General features: G+C 38.6%; 16 protein-coding genes. 13 read left to right on the forward strand and 3 right to left on the reverse strand.

The genetic code is table 11. From position 1 onward, the window contains the following. Positions 1–110 precede the first annotated feature (110 nt). The 4 genes from IE056_RS04070 (at position 111) to wrbA (ending at position 5,612) form a co-directional block, all read left to right on the forward strand. On the forward strand, positions 111–2,180 hold the full coding sequence (locus IE056_RS04070; RefSeq protein ID WP_189603415.1) for a S9 family peptidase: 2,070 nt from the start codon (positions 111–113) through the stop codon (positions 2,178–2,180). An 85-nt stretch (positions 2,181–2,265) separates the two neighbouring features. After that, positions 2,266–3,306, forward strand: coding sequence for a cysteate synthase (gene capA, locus IE056_RS04075; protein ID WP_189603416.1), 1,041 nt, complete (start codon positions 2,266–2,268; stop codon positions 3,304–3,306). A 172-nt stretch (positions 3,307–3,478) separates the two neighbouring features. Further along, complete coding sequence (gene capB, locus IE056_RS04080; protein WP_189603417.1) at positions 3,479–4,738, forward strand: cysteate-C-fatty acyltransferase; 1,260 nt, start codon at positions 3,479–3,481, stop codon at positions 4,736–4,738. Between the two features lie 262 nt (positions 4,739–5,000). Next, positions 5,001–5,612: an NAD(P)H:quinone oxidoreductase gene (gene wrbA / locus IE056_RS04085; RefSeq protein ID WP_189603418.1), complete on the forward strand. Its 612-nt coding sequence runs from the start codon at positions 5,001–5,003 to the stop codon at positions 5,610–5,612. A gap of 167 nt (positions 5,613–5,779) precedes the next feature. Here the strand turns inward: wrbA and IE056_RS04090 are convergent, their stop codons facing one another. Beyond that, the gene (locus tag IE056_RS04090) at positions 5,780–6,400 is read right to left on the reverse strand and encodes a pseudouridine synthase (protein ID WP_229793649.1); all 621 of its coding nucleotides are present in this window, start codon (positions 6,398–6,400) and stop codon (positions 5,780–5,782) included. Positions 6,401–6,644: 244 nt separating this feature from the next. Here IE056_RS04090 and IE056_RS04095 point away from each other — a divergent pair, with 244 nt between their 5' ends. The 5 genes from IE056_RS04095 to IE056_RS04115 all read left to right on the forward strand — a co-directional run bounded on the left by IE056_RS04095 (position 6,645) and on the right by IE056_RS04115 (position 13,643). Continuing rightward, on the forward strand, positions 6,645–8,273 hold the full coding sequence (locus tag IE056_RS04095) for a hypothetical protein (RefSeq protein ID WP_189603419.1): 1,629 nt from the start codon (positions 6,645–6,647) through the stop codon (positions 8,271–8,273). A gap of 265 nt (positions 8,274–8,538) precedes the next feature. Beyond that, positions 8,539–9,225 carry a TetR/AcrR family transcriptional regulator gene (locus IE056_RS04100; RefSeq protein WP_189603420.1) on the forward strand — a complete coding sequence of 229 codons (687 nt, stop codon included), beginning with the start codon at positions 8,539–8,541 and terminating at the stop codon, positions 9,223–9,225. Then, positions 9,218–10,882 (forward strand): peptidase domain-containing ABC transporter, encoded by a 1,665-nt coding sequence (locus IE056_RS04105; RefSeq protein WP_189603421.1) that lies wholly within the window; start codon positions 9,218–9,220, stop codon positions 10,880–10,882. The genes IE056_RS04100 and IE056_RS04105 overlap by 8 nt, the downstream gene beginning before the upstream one ends. 2 nt (positions 10,883–10,884) lie before the next feature. Continuing rightward, positions 10,885–12,237, forward strand: a complete 1,353-nt coding sequence (locus IE056_RS04110) for an HlyD family secretion protein (RefSeq protein WP_189603422.1) — start codon at positions 10,885–10,887, stop codon at positions 12,235–12,237. A gap of 2 nt (positions 12,238–12,239) precedes the next feature. After that, on the forward strand, positions 12,240–13,643 hold the full coding sequence (locus tag IE056_RS04115; RefSeq protein ID WP_189603423.1) for a TolC family protein: 1,404 nt from the start codon (positions 12,240–12,242) through the stop codon (positions 13,641–13,643). 91 nt (positions 13,644–13,734) lie between these two features. Here the strand turns inward: IE056_RS04115 and IE056_RS04120 are convergent, their stop codons facing one another. Both IE056_RS04120 and IE056_RS04125 read right to left on the reverse strand, forming a co-directional pair. After that, a complete protein-coding gene (locus IE056_RS04120; RefSeq protein ID WP_189603424.1) occupies positions 13,735–14,022 on the reverse strand; it encodes a hypothetical protein in 288 nt (95 codons plus the stop codon). A 176-nt stretch (positions 14,023–14,198) separates the two neighbouring features. Continuing rightward, on the reverse strand, positions 14,199–15,563 hold the full coding sequence (locus tag IE056_RS04125) for an MATE family efflux transporter (RefSeq protein ID WP_189603425.1): 1,365 nt from the start codon (positions 15,561–15,563) through the stop codon (positions 14,199–14,201). 282 nt (positions 15,564–15,845) lie between these two features. Here IE056_RS04125 and IE056_RS04130 point away from each other — a divergent pair, with 282 nt between their 5' ends. The 4 genes from IE056_RS04130 to IE056_RS04145 all read left to right on the forward strand — a co-directional run bounded on the left by IE056_RS04130 (position 15,846) and on the right by IE056_RS04145 (position 18,917). Next, positions 15,846–15,989 carry a hypothetical protein gene (locus IE056_RS04130; RefSeq protein WP_189603426.1) on the forward strand — a complete coding sequence of 48 codons (144 nt, stop codon included), beginning with the start codon at positions 15,846–15,848 and terminating at the stop codon, positions 15,987–15,989. Between the two features lie 244 nt (positions 15,990–16,233). Further along, on the forward strand, positions 16,234–16,452 hold the full coding sequence (locus tag IE056_RS04135) for a hypothetical protein (RefSeq protein ID WP_189603427.1): 219 nt from the start codon (positions 16,234–16,236) through the stop codon (positions 16,450–16,452). Between the two features lie 153 nt (positions 16,453–16,605). Continuing rightward, the gene (locus IE056_RS04140; protein ID WP_189603428.1) at positions 16,606–17,478 is read left to right on the forward strand and encodes an NAD(P)H-binding protein; all 873 of its coding nucleotides are present in this window, start codon (positions 16,606–16,608) and stop codon (positions 17,476–17,478) included. Next, on the forward strand, positions 17,478–18,917 hold the full coding sequence (locus IE056_RS04145) for a phytoene desaturase family protein (RefSeq protein WP_189603429.1): 1,440 nt from the start codon (positions 17,478–17,480) through the stop codon (positions 18,915–18,917). Before IE056_RS04140 ends, IE056_RS04145 begins: the two co-directional genes overlap by 1 nt. Positions 18,918–18,930 lie beyond the last annotated feature (13 nt).

An 18,930-nucleotide genomic window follows, 5' to 3' on the forward strand; every position in this document is an offset into this window, starting at 1 on the left:
CTTAAAAGCTGCTGTAAATTTTCTTCTGGATTTCTTCATATTCATCGATTAAAGTTACTAAATTTTAAACTTAACCGATGGTCTAATTTTTAGGGAGCATTACAGATAGAATGAAATTTTTGGAAAAAGAGATAAAGGCTCCTGAAGCAAGGAAAATTGAAGCGAAGTTAGAGATCCATAATGATGTAAGAATAGATCCTTATTTTTGGTTAAATGATCGTGAAAATCCTGAGGTTATTGATTATTTAAAAAGTGAGAATGAGTATAATGAAGAGATGACGGCTCATACAAAAGACTTTCAGGAAAGACTTTTTGAAGAAATGAAGAGCCGGATTAAAGAAGATGATGAATCTGTTCCTTATAAGCTGAATGGTTACTGGTATATTACCCGTTACGAAAAAGGGAAAGATTATCCTGTCTATTCCCGAAAGAAAGATACTCTAAATGCTCCTGAAGAGGTGCTTTTTGATGTGAATGAAATGGCCGAAGGTTTCGATTATTACAGCCTGGGGGGTATTAATGTGAGTCCAGATAACAAACTGGCAGCTTTTGCTGTAGATAATGTAAGCCGAAGAAAATACACCATTCGTATTAAAAATTTGGAGACAGGAGAGCTTCTTCCGGAGAAAATTGAAACTACCACCGGTGGTTCTACCTGGGCCAATGACAACAAAACATTGTTCTACACGAGAAAGGATGAGAAAACATTGAGATCTGATACTATTTTTAAGCATACACTGGCGACTCCGGTGGAAGAAGATGAGGTAGTGTATCACGAGGAAGATGAGACTTTTAATACGTATGTTTATAAATCTAAATCCCGAAAATATATAATCATTGGATCCAGCAGTACCCTAACCTGTGAGTACAGGTTTCTGGAAGCTGATAAACCAAACGGAGAGTTCAGGATAGTTCAGCCACGTATACGCGGACTCGAATATACCATTTCACATTACGAGAATTCCTTTTATATCCTTACCAACAAAGATGATGCGACTAATTTTAAGTTGATGAAGACTCCGGTGGTAACACCAGATGCAGAAAACTGGACAGATGTCATCCCACACAGGAAAGATGTGCTGTTGGAAGATATTGATATCTTCAGAAAATATTTGGTGGTGAGTGAACGCAGCAATGGCCTGAACCAGATAAAGGTCATGGCGTGGGATGGTTCGAATTCTTATTTTATTCCGTTTGATAACGAAACCTATACTGCCTTTACCGGCACAAATCCTGATTTTGATACCGAGATTCTTCGGTATACATATAATTCCATGACCACTCCTACATCTATTGTTGATTTCAACATGGATACCAAAGAAAAGGTGGTAAAAAAAGAGCAGGAAGTTTTAGGCGAAGATTTTAATAAGAATAATTATGTTTCTGAAAGGATTTGGGCCACAGCCGAAGACGGTACTAAAATTCCAATGTCCATGGTTCACAGAAAGGACCTTAGAAGAGACGGAACCAATCCTGTGCTTCAATATGCCTATGGCTCCTATGGATCAACGATAGATCCTTATTTTTCGACGGTTAGGTTGAGTTTGCTGGACCGCGGATTTATTTTTGTGCTCGCTCATGTACGCGGTGGGGAATACCTGGGAAGACAGTGGTATGAAAACGGAAAACTCCTGAAAAAGAAAAATACATTTACCGATTTTATTGATTGCTCCAGACATTTAATAGATCATAATTATACTTCACCCTCGCATTTATATGCCAGTGGAGGGTCTGCCGGAGGTCTTCTTATGGGAGCAATCGCTAATATGGCGCCACAATTATATAAAGGTATTATAGCATCGGTTCCGTTTGTAGATGTGGTTACAACCATGCTGGATGAAACCATCCCGCTTACCACAGGAGAGTATGATGAATGGGGAAATCCTAACGAAAAGGAGTATTATGAATATATCAAATCATATTCTCCATATGATAATGTGGTAGCTCAGGATTATCCAAACATGTTGATTACAACAGGTCTTCACGATTCACAGGTGCAGTATTGGGAACCCGCAAAGTGGGTAGCCAAACTGCGGGGTCTAAAGACGGATAATAATAAACTCTTATTCCATATAAATATGGATGCCGGTCATGGTGGTGCTTCAGGAAGATTTGAAGCATTAAAGGAAGTAGCTGAAGAGTATGCTTTTTTACTGGATTTAGAAGAGATTGCTGATTAATTAAAATATTTACTTTAAATTTGTCATAATTTGCAGTTAAGTTTGTGCAGCAGCAGAAGCTTATAATTGTAAATAACTTCAATTTATGAGAGAAGATTTACAGGTTTTCGATGACGTATTACAACTCATAGGTAATACCCCGCTAATCCGGTTGAACAGGATCGCCAACAATTTAAAAGGTGAATTCCTCGCAAAAGTAGAAGCTTTCAATCCCGGACATTCGACAAAAGATCGCATTGCATTACATATTATAGAAGAAGCTGAACGAAAGGGCATTCTAAAGCCCGGAAGCACTATTATTGAAACTACATCTGGTAATACAGGTTTTAGTATCGCAATGGTAAGTGTTATTAAAGGATATGAATGTATCCTGGCTGTTAGCTCCAAATCTTCAAGGGATAAAATAGATATGTTAAGGTCCATGGGGGCCAAGGTGTATGTTTGTCCAGCCAATGTTTCTGCAGATGATCCCAGATCATATTACCAGGTGGCGAAGCAAATGCACGAGGAAATTAAAGGTTCAGTGTATATTAATCAGTACTTCAATGAACTGAATATTGAAGCACATTATAAAACTACCGGACCTGAAATATGGAAACAAACCGAAGGCAAAATCACTCATTTTATTGCCTGTAGCGGAACGGGTGGTACTATCTCTGGAACTGCAAGGTTTCTTAAAGATCAAAATCCTGATGTTCGGGTGATAGGAATAGATGCGTATGGATCTGTTTTGAAGAAATATCATGAGACGAAAGAATTTGATGCTGAAGAGATCTATCCATACAGAATTGAAGGTTTAGGAAAGAACCTTATTCCTACGGCTACAGATTTTGATATCATAGATAAATTTGTTAAAGTAACCGACGAAGAAAGCGCGCATATGGCAAGACACATTGCTAAGACCGAAGGTCTTTTCGTTGGATATACCAGTGGAGCTGCATTTCAGGGAGTAAAACAATTAGCCGAAGAAGGCGAATTTGATGAAAACAGTAAAGTAGTCATAATTTTTCCAGATCATGGTTCCCGATATATGAGCAAGGTTTACAGTGATGACTGGATGAGTGAGCAAGGGTTTTTCGACAGTAAAAACGAAGCCAGTACTCACAGGATCGAATTTATAAAATAATTACCTTTCTCACATATTTCAATATCTAAAGAAACAGGATAAACTTTTTTATAAGAGTAATTTATATTAGATTTTTTCACTCCGGAAGAATCTGATCCATGTGTTGTGCAGAAAAAAGAATTTATTCAGTTACATTAAATTTCTTACTTTTGCCGGACTTTAAAAATGTAAAATGGCAGATTTATTTGATAAAATATACCGGGATAAAGGTCCTTTAGGAAAGTGGGCAGAACAGGCAGAGGGATACTTTGTATTTCCGAAGCTCGAAGGTCCTATTGCTAATAGAATGAAGTTTCGCGGAAAGGATGTGATTACCTGGAGTATCAATGATTACCTTGGGTTAGCAAATCATCCTGAAGTGAGAAAAGTAGATGCTGAAGCAGCGGCCGAGTATGGTTCTGCTTATCCCATGGGGGCAAGAATGATGAGCGGCCATACAGATTTACATGAAAAATTACAGCGGGAGCTTGCTTCCTTTGTAAATAAAGAGGCTGCTTATTTACTTAACTTCGGTTATCAGGGAATGTTTTCTACCATAGATGCCCTGGTTTCAAAAAAAGATGTGATCGTTTATGATGTAGATGCACATGCCTGTATTATTGATGGGGTAAGGCTACATTTAGGCCAGAGGTTTACCTATAAGCACAACGATCTTGAAAGCATTGAAAAGAACCTGCAGCGAGCAGAAAAGATCACTGAACAAACCGGTGGTGGAATTCTGGTGATTTCTGAAGGAGTTTTCGGAATGCGTGGAGAGCAGGGAAAACTAAAAGAAATAGTAGCTCTAAAAGAAAAGTACAATTTCAGACTTTTTGTTGATGATGCGCATGGGTTTGGTACCCTTGGAGCAACGGGAGCAGGAGCAGGGGAAGAGCAGGGAGTTCAGGACGGGATCGATGTATATTTTGCCACTTTTGCTAAATCGCTCGCCAGTACAGGAGCTTTTATCGCAGCCGATCAACAGATCATCGATTATCTGAAATACAACCTGCGTTCACAAATGTTCGCCAAATCACTGCAAATGCAACTGGTGGTGGGTGCTTTAAAACGTTTGGAAATGTTGAAAACAATGCCCGAACTTAAAGAGAAACTTTGGGAAAATGTAAATGCTCTTCAAAACGGACTTAAAGAAAGAGGCTTTGATATTGGAACTACCCAGAGTTGTGTGACTCCTGTGTACCTTCAGGGAAGTATTCCGGAAGCAATGGCACTGGTAAAAGATTTAAGGGAGAACCACGGAATTTTCTGTTCAATTGTGGTGTATCCGGTGATTCCAAAGGGACTTATATTACTGCGAATGATTCCAACAGCGACACATACCCTTCAGGATGTAGAAGATACGCTGGTTGCATTTTCAGCAATCAGGGAACGCCTTGAAAACGGGACCTATAAGAGATTATCTGCAGCGGTTGCAGCTGCTATGGGAGAATAAATTTTTCCCCATTATATATTTAGAATCCCCTTTTAACAGGGGATTTTTTGTTTCTAAAAATTTCATTTTCCTTCTGATTTTCAATTTTCAAAAAAGAAGATTTTCCTCTTATTTTTTAGGTTTTAAAAATTATATATTTATCAGGTCAATTCCAGATATAATAATATTTTCTTCAAGTTTTATAATAACATTAGAATAAAATGAAGTCAAATGTTTTATTTTAATGGAATTGTGTAAATAAAAAGAATCAAAAAATATAACTATGAAAGATTTAAAGCTTGCTGTAATTTATTATAGCGCCACAGGAACAAATTATCAATTAGCTCAATGGGCGGCAGAGGCTGCAAAAAATAATGGAGTAGGAGAGGTAAAGGTCCTAAAAGTAAAAGAACTTGCGCCGGAACAGGCAATTGCTGAAAACAAAGACTGGAAGAAGCACGTGGAGGCGACCAAAAATGTACCTGAAGTTTCTCTGGATGACCTGGAATGGGCAGATGCTATTATCTTTAGCACGCCAACGAGGTACGGAAATCTTCCATCTCAGCTTCAGCAGTTTATTGATACCACAGGTGGGTTATGGTTTAGTGGAAAACTTGCGAATAAAGTAGTAAGTGCTATGACAAGTGCCAGTAATCCGCATGGAGGTCAGGAAACCACCCTTATGAGTCTGTACAAGACGATGCATCACTGGGGGGCAATTATAGCAGCTCCGGGTTATACAGATAAAGCAATCTTTGAAGGTGGAGGTAATCCTTACGGAGTGAGTGTTACTGCCGGAGAAGACCTTAAGGATACCACTAAAAATGCCGTCGCGCATCAGGTAAAACGTACTCTGCAAATTGGCGGATGGGTTAAAAAAGGACTTTCAGAATAATATTTTTTCGAGATAAATGAATATAGGGCTGTCTAAAAAGCAATGTAGGTCAACCTGAACTTGGTTTAGGTTCTAATGAACTATGGATATCGAACAATTTGATTCCAAAATAAATTCAGAATGACAATTTTTATTTCCTTTTGATAGCCCTGTTTTATGCATCCCTATTATGTGAGGTGAAAACCTTTTACAGGCTCTACATGTCCCGGTTTCATGTTGTTCAATAATTCTTTCCCAATTCTTATTCTCACCAGGCGTAGAGTAGGAAATCCAACAGCAGCGGTCATTTTTCGTACCTGTCGAAATTTCCCTTCTGTGATGGTGATGGAAATCCAGCTAGTTGGTCCGTGTCTTTCATCCCTGATCTTTTTCCCTCTTTCAGGAAAATCCGGTTCCTGTTCTAGCTTAAAAACGTTGCAGGGTAGGGTTTGATATTTTTTTCCATGGATACCAATCTCAACTCCCAGTTGTAGTCTTTCAATTGACTGTTTATCAATATTTCCTTCTACCTGAACATAATATTCTTTCTCTACTTCTTTGCTCCTTACTTCTTCACTGGTTTTACCGTTTGTGGTAAGTAACAATAATCCTTCTGAATCCTGATCAAGTCTGCCAATGGCCATCGTTTCTGGTGGAAAATCAAACAATTCTCCAAGCATACGCTTATTCCTTCGGGTTTTCTGATTATTGATAAACTGACTTAAAACTCCATATGGTTTATAGATCTTAAAATGCCGATGGTCATTTATTTGGTGCATTTCCACAATATTTTTTTCATTCAGATGCATACGGGAATTGTTTTTCCGGAGGGGGGCGAATTTAAATATTGTCACATCAAATCCACTCCAAAACAATGAATATTTATTTCAGAATAAAAATTAAGGGAAACCCCCCATTTTTTTTGATTAGGTTAACACTTACATTTGTTCTATCCCCGTCGAAAGACTTTAAATTTTTCCCTCTATAAGTCTAATAATAAAGTAATTATGCCTTAAAGGCACTTTATATATTAACTAATCAAATTTATTTATTATGAAAAATTTAAATTACCTGTCGGCTTGTGTAATCAGCTTGATGTTGCTGTTTAGCTCCTGTAGCAAGGAGGATGACTCTTCTATTTTAGTTGAAGAAAATTCCAAAACTGCCACCTTATCTTTTGGAGCAGTCGTGAACGATCTTATGTCTGGTAAGGCTGCTTTAAAACAAGCAATGGAACTTCCCGAATGTTCGGAAAATGCGCCTGCTACCGTTGAAGTTATTTTGTCACTCAATGGAGTGAATGTGGTTGGAGATGTAGGAGTTCCCGAAAGTATTAATGTAAATCCAACTCCTTATGACTATGACAGTGATGGAGAGGATGAGTATTTTACGGATGAATCATCTGAACTGGAATTGGAACCGGGAGATTATGTGCTTGAATATTTTCAGGTACTCGATGGAACCGGAACGGTGATTTGGGCTGCACCTATAGATACAGGAACTCCGGGAGATTACTCTGGATTGGTAGATGCTGCTTTACCATTAGATATTAGCTTGGGTGCCGGAGTGAAAAAGTATGTGCCTATTGATGTAGTGTGTTATGATGACAGGTTCGTAAACCTTTACGGGTATTTATTCTTCGATATTGAAGGAACTGAAGCAATAGAATTATGTCTGTTCGGAAATGTTTGTGATGAAAACGGACGTCACGCACCTGCCAATTATAGATTTGACGTATGGATGTATAGCGGAGATGCTGCTAATCCATGGGGAACTGCTTTATTTGATGAGAATGATCCTTATGTTAATACTATAGGTGTAAATAATGATGGTGATGATTATGCAGAACCACTTTGTGTATTCCTTCCAGATTCCGGTGGGGAAGATGTTTACTATGGAGAATTATATCTCATTGAGAACGGATCAAGCACATTAATCCGCGAAGGTCAGTTTACAGATGCAGATGTAACCGGATTATTTGATGGAGAATCTAACACAAATTATTACCATTTTAGAGAAGGATGTGCCGGTGCTGATAGTACTCCACTTTTTGGAGAACCAGGAGGAGGAGAAGGACCTGAAATTACTGCCGATACACAAATTTATATTTACTTTGATTCTTCAGGTTCCATGAATTCCACCTTGGCGCCATTACAGGAAATGAGAAATACACTTTTAAAGGATGCTTTACTGCCATTATATGATAATGATGAAGATGCTTATGATGAAAAAGTTGAAGTAATTTCGAGAGGAACAGAGCGTACATTTGATTTCCTTAATATTGAAGGAGATACTCCAGATGGAAATGTTATATCTCTGGTTTTCCAGGATGAAGCTGTAAATGTATATACACATTCTGGACCATCCTGGGATGAAAATTATCCCAGAACATCTACTTTTGAAAGTGACATAACAACTTTAATTAGCAGAGTAAATTCTTTCCCTGCAAATTATTATAGAGGTGTTATTTTCCAAGTGGCCACACCTGGATACCCTGGCGCTACCCAATTCCATGATCTTATAACTTATGTTCAAAATGGTACAGGTAACTATTCAGGAAACTATGGTTTATCTTCAAGAATTGAATTTGGTTATGTATATGAGGTGAATCCTGGAGCTTCAGCTGAATATTACAGAGATCTAATAGTTAATGCCTTGGAAGATTTGGGATATGATCTTTAGAAAATATTGTTTAAAATCTAAATTTTAGAAGCCGCAATTTGCGGCTTCTTTTTTATTAAAACCGATTAAGTAGGTTCAGAGTTTGGCAGAAAAGAAATGGAGTCGTAAATTATTATAAAAAATTGTTTAGCGAGTTTTTAACTATGAGAAATAAGAAGATTAACCTTTTGTTTCAAACAGGAAAAAAAAACGAAAAATGTTAAATTAAAAGTATAGGTTTCTTAATTAATAGTATTACTATTATATTTGCCGGAAATAATTTACAATGAAAGATTTATTGTCCAGCCTTAAGATAAATGTGAACCCAAGTTTGTACCTCAAGGATCCCGAATCATCTGTATTGGGAAAAAAAATTTTGGAACAAAGTATCTTGTTGATCAATGAAATGGGATTTGAAAATTTTACTTTTAAAAAATTAGGAGCTGAGATAGGATCTAATGAAAGTTCGATCTACCGTTACTTTGAAAGCAAACATAAATTGCTACTATATTTGACTTCCTGGTATTGGGGGTGGAAAGAATATCAGTTGGTTTTTGCCACAGCCAATGTTGAAGATCCCCGGAAAAAACTGGAAGCAGCCATTGAAGTAATAACCCGCTGCGTAGAAAAAGATTCATTTGTCTCTCATATCGATGAAGTGATACTGAATAAAGTGGTGATCAACGAGTACTCAAAATCCTTTCTTTCCAAAGAAGTGGACAGGGAAAATGAAGAAGGATTTTTTACCTTTTATAACAGGCTTGTCTTCCGAATTAAAGAAATGATTCTTGCCGTAGATAATAGATATCCATATCCATCCTCACTTGCAAGCACCGTCATTGAAGGTTCACTGCACCAACATTTCCTGATAGATCATTTTTCATCCTTAACAGAATGCAATGAAAAAATACTTCCATCTAATTATTTCATACACCTCGTGTTTTCAACTTTAAATATTAAAGCTAATGCCTAAAGGTACTGCCTCACCTCTAAACCGTCTGTACAGGCTCTTAAAACTTGACAGAAAAGATATACTTCAAACCTTTTATTATGCAATTTTCGCCGGACTACTTAATATGTCAGTGCCATTAGGTATTCAGGCTATTGTGAATCTTATTCAGGGAGGACGTGTAAGTACCTCATGGGTAGTTTTGGTAGTATTGGTAACAATGGCCGTGGGATTTGTTGGCGTTCTGGATTTGATGCAGATTAGAATCGTGGAAAATCTTCAGCAGAAGATCTTCACAAGAGGCTCTTTTGAACTTACTTACAGGTTTCCAAAAATAAAAATGGAAGAGCTTAACTCTTCTTACCCTCCCGAACTGGCAAATCGTTTTTTTGACATCTTAACGATCCAAAAAGGTGTTGCTAAAATGGTATTGGATTTTCCGGCTGCATTATTGCAGATAATTTTTGGATTGATTCTCCTGTCACTGTATCATCCGTTTTTTATTATTTATGGGTTTATTCTGGTTATTCTCTTATGGCTTGTCTTCAAATTTACTGCACACCGCGGATTGGAAACCAGCCTGGATGAATCCAAACAAAAATATAAAGTAGCACATTGGCTTCAGGAAATGGCTCGTGCAATAGTGAGTTTTAAAGTATCGGGCAGGACCAGCCTGGGGATGAAAAAGAACGATTACCTTACAGATAAATACCTTACCGCTAGAGAGGGACATTTTGGGATTTTAAAGATTCAGTACATCAAACTTATTGTTTTTAAGGTTCTTGTAACCGGTGGATTATTGGCAATAGGAGGAATGCTTGTTTTAAATCAGGAAATGAATATCGGACAATTTGTAGCTGCGGAAATTATTATTCTTTTGATCATGGGATCTGTTGAAAAACTGATTAAAGGACTGGATACGGTGTATGATTTACTAACCTCTTTGGAAAAACTTGGGCAGGTGGTAGATAAAAAACTGGAAAGGACTGAAGGGAATACTTCGCTATTATTAGATCCTCTTGAAGTTGAACTGGTAGAAGTTAGTTATACTGCAACAAACGGAGATAAAACTATATTAAAGGATATATCTTTTACTATTCCTGCTGGAAAGAGGCTGCTCCTCAAAGGCTCTAACGGAAGTGGAAGGACTACCTTGTTAAAAGTCGTGGCGGGAATACTGGGAGCTACAAAAGGCAGCATATATGCAAATGGCTCATCTCTTAAAAATTTACGATTAAATGACTATCGAGGGCGACTGGGCGTCTTTTTACCCGAAGAATTTCCTTTTGAAGGAACACTTTTGGATAACATCACTTTCGGGGATGAATCTATTACGGAGAGAGATGTAAAATGGGCACTCGATGTAATGGGGCTATCGCAATTCGTGAAGGAGCAACCTCAGGGACTTAGTACAACCATTTATCCTGAAGGAAAATATATTTCCTCTCTTATTGGAAAGCGAATCATTCTTGCCCGGGCCATCGTAAAAAAACCAGATTTGTTGATTCTTAAGGAACCTCTTGAAAATTTTGAAAAAGAAGAAGCAAATCGGCTCTTTAAATTTTTCACCGATAGTTCTCACAGCTGGTCCCTTCTGGTAGCCAGCAGGAATGAATTGTGGCAAACAGCATGTGACAATACCATTTTCCTAGAAAATGGTGAAATTCAAGATATAAAATAAATATGCTTAATATTTCAAAAAATCCGGTCAATCAAGATGTTGATCTGACCAAATTCAAATCGGGGGCTAAAATTTTTAATAAGCGGCACTATAGGTTGTTTAACAGGTTTCTTATAGGATTTGCTGTTTTTTTGGTCATAGTTTTATTCCTGCCATGGACCCAAAATGTTAATGGTAGCGGAAATGTGACCACACTGCAACCGGGACACCGCCCACAAACAATCCAGTCTGCAATTCCCGGAAGGATTGAAAGATGGTATGTGGAAGAAGGCGATTTTGTTCAGCAGGGGGACACTATTCTGCATATTTCAGAAGTGAAAAGTGAATACTTTGATCCGCAGTTGGTGGAACGAACAGGAGACCAGATACAAGCAAAATCAAATGCCGTAAATTCTTATGGGAGTAAGGTGACTGCTTTGAGAACTCAAATTTCTGCTATTGGAAATGAGCAGGCTTTAAAGTCTGAGCAGGCACAAAATAAATTGCAGCAGGCACTTTTAAAAGTGGAAAGTGACAGTATAGATCTTGAAGCGGCAAGAACAAATTTAACCATTGCTCAGGCACAATATGAGCGAACTTTTCAGCTTCAACAGGAAGGTTTAAAAGCATTGCCCGATGTGGAAGAAAAAAGACTTAAGCTACAGGAAACCCAGGCAAAATTAATTTCACAGGAAAATAAATACCTGGCGAGTCAAAATGAAGTAATCAATGCGAGGCTTGAAATTAACAGGTTGGGGGCAGAATATGCTGAGAAAGTTTCAAAAGCAGAAAGCGATCTTGAAACAGCCCGTTCTAATCAATTTGATGCACAGGCACAGGTAAGCAAACTGGAAAATGATTATAGCAATTATGTCATTCGCGGCAGTATGAATTACGTATTGGCGCCTCAAAGCGGGTACATCACCAAAGCACTGCGGGCTGGAATTGGTGAAACTTTTAAAGAAGGGGAACGTTTGGTGGGGATCATGCCTTCAGACTTTCAGCTTGCGGTGGAGACGTATGTAAATCCTATAGATGTGCCTTTACTGCATGTGGGAGAAGAGATGAGAGTACAATTTGATGGCTGGCCGGCAATCGTTTTTAGCGGATGGGAAAATATGTCCTACGGAACGTATGGGGCAGAGATCGTGGCTATAGACAACTTTATTAGTGACAACGGAAAATACAGGGTTTTACTGGCACCAGATCCCGAAGAGCCCGACTGGCCGAGAGGGATTAGAGTAGGTTCGGGTGCTACCACCATTGCTCTCTTAAATGTTGTGCCTATCTGGTATGAGATCTGGCGAACCTTGAATGGATTTCCACCCGATTTTTACCAGCCTGAACAGAGTACAAAAACTGCAGAAAAGAAGTGATCATGAAAATGAAATTGTTTTTGTTCTTTATAATGTCTGTTTCTTTGCTGCAGGCCCAGGAAACATCTCCTGAAGTGCTGACATTTGAAGAATATATGGCTTTTGTAAAAAAGTATCATCCCGTGGCAAGGCAGGCAGAACTTCAAATTAGCGAAGGGGAGGCGAATCTTCTAAAAGCTCGTGGAGGTTTTGATCCTAAAATTGAGGTTGATTACTCCCGAAAGGAATTCAAAGGAACAGAATATTACGACATTTTAAATTCGACATTTAAAATTCCCACCTGGTATGGCCTCGAAATTAAAGCCGGTTTTGAGCAGAATGAAGGATATTATCTTAATCCTGAACGAACGGTTCCTGAAGAGGGACTTTTTAGTGCAGGAGTTTCCCTTAATTTGGGGCAGGGTCTTTTTGCAGATGAACGCATGACTGCTATAAGATCGGCAAGAGCCTTTAGAGAGCAGACCCTGGCAGAACGGGACCTGGTGCTAAATAAGGTACTTTTTGATGCTGCAGTAGCTTACTTCGACTGGATGCAGGCTTATAATGAATTTGAGATTTATGAAGGATTTCTTGAAAATGCAGCAGAAAGGTTTATCGGGGTAAAACAGAATGCACAAATTGGAGAAGTTCCTGCAATAGATACTGTGGAGGCCAAAATCTCTTTACAGGACAGAACCCTTCAACTGGAGCAGGCAGGAGTAAGGCTAATGAAAGAACGTTTGGACCTCTCTAATTTTCTGTGGATGGAAAATAATGTTCCCGTCGAGTTACAGCCCGAAATTGTTCCTGAAAAAAGTATCGTTGGTGAAGTGAATCCCATACTGGGAGTGAGGGAGGAGCTGATGTCAGATTTTTCTTTTGAAAATCATCCTAAAATCAGGTCTTTAAGAGCAAAATTAAGGGCACTGGAATTAGATCGTAGATTGAAAGCGAATAATCTTTTACCTGAAATTAATATTGACTATAATTTTATCACGCCCGAACCTGATGCCTATAACACCATCCATACTTCTAATTACAAGGCCGGACTAAGCTTAAGTTTTCCTTTATTTCTTCGGAAACAACGGGGAGAATTACAACTTGCAGAACTTAAGGTCCAGGATCTTAATTTTGATCTTGAACTTAACGAGCGCCAAATAGAAAATAAGATTGAAGCAGTATTGAATGAGCTCGAATCTTATAAAAACCAGATAGTGCTTATAGAAGAAATAGTGGAGAATTACAGAACCCTGCTGGCTGCTGAACTCAGGAAATTCAGTTTTGGGGAAAGCTCCCTTTTCCTTATAAATTCAAGAGAAAGTAAATTGATTGAAGCGAGGTTAAAACAGAATGAAGTGCTTACTAAATTTTTGTATGCCAAAGCCGGATTCTTCCGAAGCCTGGGTGCAATTCCGGAAGTGGATTAGTGGACATAGAATTGCCCGGAAGAACATTCCAACATTATCTTTTACAACTGCATTTCTTTCTTCCGGACATTTTTAAATCTTTAATTGGAAATTAATCTTTACTTACGAACTTAAAAAATCGGCTTTCTCCTCCGTCTTTTGTCTCTTCCTGATATAAAAACTCCAGGCTATTTTCATCAAAGATCCTGAAGAATTCCTCCCAGGAAATATCCTTCAGGTTGTCTTCTGCATAACCGGGAAAGTTGATACGAAGTAATCCTCCGCCTTTACTGCTGCCAGTGGTACTTTCTACTACAGATGGTTTTCCTTTTCGGTCTTCCACCCATTGTTTGATTTTATTATGATCTGTAGTAGTTTTAGAATCTGATTTAGTAGCCATATTGTTTTGTTTTTAATTTAATTCACCTGAATTTCCATCTTTTCAGGGAAAGAGAAAAGAGGTTTAACAACAAAATAAATTTATTGTTAATGCTTTGTAAATCAGATTTATTAAAGCCTTTATCTGGAGATTAATATGGTAAATTAAGATGAATAAAAGCTTCCGAAGAAATGTTTCTAATGTCTCCCTTTAAAAAGACGTAATTTCCAATATCCCATTTTGAAATAAGCAAAAGCCGCAATGGCGGCAATTAAATTTGAAATGGGGAAAGACCACCAGATTCCTTCGTAGCCCAGGGAGGTTTTGTGAGAGAGGATATAGGCGAGCGGGAATCTCACTATCCATAAGCTTAATATCGAAATGAGCATAGAAGCCTTTGTGAATCCGGCACCGTTGAAAACCCCGTTCAAGACCTGCTGTACTGCAAGAAGTCCGAAACTTGGAGCCATGATCTTAATGAACAGGGAGGCATCCTTAATCACATCCGGATCATCGGGAATGAAAAATGCGGTTAAAGGTTCAGCAAAAAGGAACATGAGGATACCTAGTCCGGTAAGTCCGAAAAAAGCAATTTTATTACTGAGATTTGCTACTTTCTCAGCCCGCTTAATTTTAATCGCCCCTATATTTTGTCCAACCAGGGAAGTGGTTGCAATGGCCAGTCCAAGGGCAGGAATGATGATAAAACTTAATATTCTTGCACCGATTCCATAGGCTGCCACCACTTCACTCCCAAAGCCTGTAACGAGTATAACCATCATAGTCATCCCGAGCGCCCTGGTAGATTGTTCTACACTTGCAGGAAAGCCAAGGTTGAAGATTTTTTTTAACGTTTTCATATCGGGATACATAGATGAAAAATTGATCTTGATCCCGCTTTTCCCACGCAATAATACCAGGATTCCTATAACAGCAGATAATCCCTGGGTGATCACACTCGCTACTGCCGCACCGGCTACGCCAAATCCGGGTATAGGTCCGTAGCCATAGATAAACAAAGGATCCAGCACAAGGTTTAGAAAAACAGTAAAGAGAACAATATACACCGGTAACATCACATTACCGATTCCCCGCATAAGGGACTGAAAAGCGAAAAATATGAACAGAAATACAAATCCAAGGGAAGAAACTTTGAAATAAGCAATGGAATCTTCTTTGATTTCCGGTCCTGCACCAATAATATCCATGAGTGGCCGGGCTGCAAAATAACTTATTGTAGCTAGCAGAATAGATATAAAGAATATTAGTGAAATAGTTTGAGAAGAACTGAAGTTTACCATTTTTTGATGATTAGCTCCCTTATACTGGGATACCATGACGGTTCCTGCAAGCGTAAGTCCGGAGCCCAGGGATAATACCAGGAATAAGATCGGAAAACTTATACTAACAGCCGCCACTGCATTCGCTCCCAGTCTTCCCAGCCAAAAAGTGTCAATTAACTGGTAGGCTGTTTGAAGGATATTTGCAAAAATAATGGGAACCGCAAGGCTAAAGAGAGAGTTGAAGATCTTTCCTTCGGTATATTTATTCCGTTTCTTCATACCAAACAAAAATAAGGCAGTCTGGCAGCATTATTTCCTAAAATTGTAATAATTCATTAAAATTGCTTCTTTGGAATATCCCTGAAACTAGTTTTCAATCTTTCCGGGGATGTAAGTGTTTTCTTTCCTGTTGATCTACAGATAACACTTTACCGATTAGAACTGTATTTAATCGTTTTTACTGTTAATTTCCTTCTAAAAGCCTGACTTATTTCGTAAATTAATACAGGATGAAGGTCAATAATTACAGTTCATCTTCGCCATTTCTTAAATCTTAATTTTATGAACGCTTTAACTAACATATGGAGCACTTATACCGCAGAGTTTAGTACCATACAGAAGGTAATTATTGCCATTGTTTTAACTTTTATCGTTTCTGTAGCTTTTTTGGCTATAGTTTTATTATTCCTGGAAATAACCGGATAGTAAAGAGAGGGTTTAAAACGCTGTTCTAAGAAGCTGTTTCTACTAATTAAGAAGCAGATAAGGATTTTACGTTTTTTTCTCTCCAGCTGCCGCTTTTTCTGAAGAATTATGGCAATAAGATCTGACGATTCAGAGACTTTATAGAGTAACCCAATATCCAAAACAAGGACATAAAAAATATTTTTCTTATCTTTAATAGGATTCAAATCCCGGCTTCTGAAGGGCAGCTGGAAAAACCTATGTTATGGATGCGAAAACAGTTTATACAATTTTAAAGCCTCATCTCGATAAAATGGAGCCTCAGGAAAAAAGATCTCTCTCCAATCTTATTGTAGGATTAAAAAAGAAGAAACCTTTTAAAAGTAAAAGAAGAGTTTTAAGTCTTTCTAAAGCAAAGGAAAGAATAAGACAATTCCGGAAGAAGGAAATAGAACGTGAATTTTCCGGTAGCCTGGGAGCCTGATTCCGTTATTACTTATCGCAGTTTCTTTAGCACAAATCCTCACAGGAAACTAAATTTTTGTTAATCCCTTTCTGTTCCCGTTTCTTCTCATTTTTTATTCCTTAAATTATGCTGTAGAAACTGATTATTTAAAGATAATCGAAATAGAGAAAGATGGAAGAGAAGGTTTTGGTCGCAGGAGCCTCAGGAGCTTTAGGCCTTGAAATTTCAAAAATTTTAAAAAGCAGAAATATACCTATTCGGGCATTAGTTCATTCTTCAGACGGAGCTTCGAAAGTGTCTCCGTACACTTCAGATATTTATCGAGCAGATGCCAGTGAAGGATCTTCAGAAATAAAAGATATTACCCAAAACGTTACCACTATAGTCTCGGCTATGGGAAAGAGCGTCAGTTTGTTCTCGGGAAATGAAAATTCATTTATGGAAAATGACTTTTTCGCTAATAATAATCTTCTGGATGACGCTGTAAAAAATGGAGTCAAACGTTTCGTTTATGTTTCTATTAAAGGAGCAGATGCAGAGGAGGCCCGGGAATTTGAAGTAGCCAAAGCTCACCGAAAATTTGAAGAAGCGTTACAAGCTTCAGGACTGGATTATACAATCGTTAGACCTGTTGGTTTCTTTTCGGGACTTAATGATCTCGCAATTATGGCTAAAAGAAACGTGATTCCCATCATAGGAGAAGGAAAAGCCAAAACTAATAGTATTCATCAAAAAGATCTTGCCACTTTTGTGATGCAATATCTTAATGAGGGACCTGAAACCATTGAAGTAGGAGGTCCTTTAATCCACACAAGACTCGAAATGGCCGAAATGATCAAAGAAAAAATTGGAGGTCAGATTTTAAAAGTGCCTGAAAAACTGGCAGAGCTTGGAATGTTTCTGCCGGAGATGGTGAGCGATAATATTTCCTCCAAACTTGAGTATTTCAAATTTGTTACTTCCAATGATATGATTGGAGAAAAAACAGGATCCATCACTTTTCAGCAATATCTCGATGATCTTGACCTAAATGATTTGCCCTAATGCCAGAAAAATATGATGCTATAATAATAGGAAGTGGAAGTAATGGGATCTCAGCTGCGATCCGGCTTCAGCAAAAAGGATTAAAAACCGCGATTTATGAACAGGCTTCCACTCCCGGTGGAGCTACCAGGACTCAGGAACTTACCCTTCCCGGGTATAAACATGACGTGGGTTCTGCTATTTTACCTATGGGGGTTGCTTCGCCCTTTCTGGGGAAATTACCCCTGCATGAACATGGCCTGGAATGGATTTATCCTGAAATTGCCTATGCTCACCCATTCAGCGATGGTACTGCTTATGCATGTTATCAGAACCTGTACGAAACAGCTTCTCAGTTTGGGGAAGATGAAAAAGCGTATCTTAATATTTTTGAACCCCTTGTAAAAAACTGGGACAAAATAGGTGGGGATCTTTTAGGCCCTTTAGGAATACCCGATTACCCTCTGGATTTCATGAAATTTGGATTAAAGGCGATTCCTTCTTCAAAAATGCTGGTGAACCATTATTTCAAAAATGAGAAAACAAAAACCTTTTTCTATGGATCTGCAGCGCATTCCACGCTGCCTTTAACCAATATTGCTTCTGCTTCATTCGGGCTTGTCTTAACAACCACGGCTCATAAATACGGATGGCCTTTCCCAAAAGGCGGGGCAGGGAAATTCACAGAAGCGTTGCTTGGTTACTACAAATCTATAGGAGGGGAGCTCCACCTTAACACTTTTGTGGAAGATGTTCGGGATATCCCTAACGCCTATGCGTATTTATTTGATCTTACCCCTAAGCAGCTTCTGAATATCAAAGGTCTTAACTTCAGCTCTCTTTACCGAAAGCGAATGGATGCTTACAATTATGGAGCAGGTGTTTTCAAGCTGGATTGGGCGCTTAGTGAACCTATTCCTTTTACCAGTGAAAAATGTCGGAAAGCGGGTACGGTTCATATTGGCTTCTCCACAGATGAAATAGAAATTTCTGAAAAAGGAATCCATGAAAAGAACATGACCAGCAAACCATATGTGCTGGTAGCGCAACATACTCCTTTTGATGATTCCCGTGCCCCTGAAGGCAAACATACGGCCTGGGCATACTGTCACGTTCCCAATGGAAGTACCGAAGATTTCACGGAAGCCATAGAAAAACAGATCGAAAAAGCAGCTCCGGGATTTAAAGATACTATTCTGGCAAAATCCTTCATGAATACACACCAATTGCAGGAGTTTGATCCAAACCTTGTAGGAGGAGATATAAATGGCGGAAAACAGGATATTACGCAGCTCTTTACCAGACCTATTGCCAAGATCAACCCATATTCCACACCCAATCCCCGCGTGTATATTTGTTCTTCTTCGACCCCCCCGGGGGGTGGAGTACATGGCATGTGCGGATACCATGCTGCCGGTGCAGCTTTAAAAGATCATTTTAAAGAATTGATGAAAAAATAAAAGGTGGCCATCA

It is taken from the genome of Salinimicrobium marinum (assembly GCF_014651535.1).
In the GTDB taxonomy this organism is placed as follows: Bacteria; Bacteroidota; Bacteroidia; order Flavobacteriales; family Flavobacteriaceae; genus Salinimicrobium; species Salinimicrobium marinum.